General features: G+C 60.6%; 1 protein-coding gene. It reads right to left on the bottom strand.

Annotated features, from left to right (window positions below; all coding sequences use genetic code 11):
* A partial coding sequence (locus ACR52_RS27165) for a beta strand repeat-containing protein (RefSeq protein ID WP_048731249.1) occupies positions 1–2,734 on the bottom strand: 2,734 nt, incomplete at both ends.

Below are 2,734 nucleotides of genomic sequence, written 5' to 3'. Positions count from 1 at the left end.
CAGCGGGTTAGTGCCGTCAGCGTTGCCGCTGTCGGTCGCGGTGTACGTGAAGTTAGCCGTGCCGTTGAAGTTCAGGTTCGGCTTGAAGTACACCGTCGCCTCACCGTTGGTGGCCGCGATGCTACCGGTAACCGGTTTGGTCATGGCCGCATCGGTGAAGAACGTGCCGTTGGTTGACGTGCCGACGGTGAACGATTTCACATTCGCCAGGCCATCCACGTCGGTCGCGCTCAACTTGACCGCGATGCCCACGGTTGGGTCTTCCGCACCGCTGCCGGTGGTCGCAACGGCTACTGGCGCATCGTTGACCGCGGTCACGGTGATGCTGCCGGTGGCGGCTGGCGAGGTCAGCGGGTTAGTGCCGTCAGCGTTGCCGCTGTCGGTCGCGGTGTACGTGAAGTTAGCCGTGCCGTTGAAGTTCAGGTTTGGCTTGAAGTAAACCGTCGCCTCACCGTTAGTCGCGTCGATGGCGCCAGTAACCGGTTTGGTCATGGCGGCATCGGTGAAGAACGTGCCATTGGTCGACGTGCCGACGGTGAACGATTTAACGTTCGCCAGGCCGTCCACGTCGGTCGCGCTCAACTTGACCGCGATGCCCACGGTTGGGTCTTCCGCACCGCTGCCGGTGGTCGCTACTGCTACCGGCGCATCGTTGACCGGAGTCACGGTGATGCTGCCGCTGACAGCTGGCGAGGTCAGCACGTTGCTGCCGTCAGCGTTGCCGCCGTCGGTGGCGGTGTACGTGAAGTTAGCCGTGCCGTTGAAGTTCAGGTTCGGCTTGAAGTACACCGTCGCCTCACCGTTGGTGGCCGCGATGCTGCCAGTCACCGGTTTGGTCATGGCCGCATCGGTGAAGAATGTGCCGTTGGTTGACGTGCCGACGGTGAACGACTTGACGTTGCTCAGGCCATCGACATCGGTGGCGGAGAGCTTGACCGCAATCCCGACACTTGGGTCTTCAGCACCGCTCGCCGTGGTGGCGATCGCTACCGGCGCATCGTTGACCGCAGTGATCACAATGCTCACTTTGCCGGTGGTGACTTCTTCAACCTGCGTGCTCAACTCTTTGGCCGTTGCCGTGACGGTCAGATCGAAACTGGCGGTGGCATCCTTGGCCGGAGTAACGGTCAGGGTCGCCAGGTTCCAGTTGCTGACGTCGTACTGGGTGGTCGCACCGGTCGAGGTGTAGCTGTGGTTGGTGGCGCCGTCGGTGATCACGGTGCCTTCAGGCAGGCCGCTGATTTGCACCTTGTGCGACTCCGACCCGTCGTTGTCGACAAACGTGGTCGTGATCGGGCTGACCTTGATGCTGTTGTCTTCCAGGCCATGGTTGTAAACGTAGCCGGTGTAATAGCCTTCGCCATTGACCACATGGGCGTCATTGAACACCGCGCCAGCGGCTTTCAGTGCATCCAGGCTGCTGTAGGTTTGCACGCCACTGCTGCCCAGCGCCATTGACGGTCCGTTGTTGATCGAGACGTTGACGTTGTAGTTGCCCGGGCCGGCCTGGTTGTAGTGGTAGATATCGAGGGTGTAATAACCCGATTCGGTCGGCGTGAAAGGCGTCGCGGTAATCGCGCTGCCCTTGCCCCACGTCTCGGTCGACACCAGGTTGCCGCCCACGGTAACCGCCAGGCTGTCATCGGCGGTGCCAGTGAAGCTGTAGCTTTTGCCGGCTTCCAGGTAGATCAGGCCGGACACTTTGGTGGCGGTGAATTCCACCACACTGCCGTTGCTCACATTGCTGGTCACACCTGTGAAGGCTGCGCTGTCAGCGGTTTTGGCATTAATGACCCGGATCAATTCGCTGGACTGGGTCACACCGTTACCGTTCGTGCCCAATGCGCCCGGCAGATTCCCGCCGGTCCAGGTTTGAAGGGTCAAGCCAGACGGCACAGTGCCAAATTGGCCGACCGACACAACCGGGACATCCGTCACCGGGTGGATATCCACGGTGATGGTTTTGGTGTCGCTGTAAGCGCTGCCGTCGGTAGCCTGGAACTTCAGCTCGGTGTAATCGCCCAGTTTGTTACCAACGCCGCTGTTGCCGAAGCTGTTGTCACCCGACTCGTTGGCCGCAGGGCTGTAACGAACGTTGTGATTGTCAAAGTCGGCCTGGCTGAAGGCCTTGCCCGGCGAGGTATCGGTTTTCAGATCGGCCGCACTGAGCTTGACCCAGACACCGTCGACTTTGTATTCGATAGCGCCGTTAGGCAGGCTGGTGAACACCACTTTCAGGTTCGAAGAGTCCACATCATTGACACCGAACGTCGACCAGTTCAACTCGACCGGGGTGTCTTCTTTGCTTTCTACATTGCCATTGATTGCAGTCGGCGCATCGTTGACCGGGGTCACGGTGATAGTGCCGTTGGCGGCTGGCGAGGTCAGCGGGTTAGTGCCGTCAGCGTTGCCGCTGTCGGTCGCGGTGTACGTGAAGTTGGCCGTGCCGTTGAAGTTCAGGTTCGGCTTGAAGTACACCGTCGCCTCACCGTTGGTGGCCGTGATGCTACCGGTAACCGGTTTGGTCATGGCGGCGTCGGTGTAGAACGTACCGTTGCTAGGCGTGCCGACGGTGAACGATTTAACGTTCGCCAGGCCGTCTACGTCGGTCGCGCTCAACTTGACCGCGATGCCTACGCTTGGGTCTTCAGCACCGCTGCCGGTGGTCGCAACGGCTACTGGCGCATCGTTGACCGGGGTCACGGTGATAGTGCCGTTGGCGGCTGGCGAGGTC

The sequence above is a fragment of the Pseudomonas fildesensis genome (assembly GCF_001050345.1).
Classification (GTDB): Bacteria; Pseudomonadota; Gammaproteobacteria; order Pseudomonadales; family Pseudomonadaceae; genus Aquipseudomonas; species Aquipseudomonas fildesensis.
Note: the sequence above shows the minus strand (reverse complement) of the source record. Positions and strands in the feature narration are given on the sequence as shown.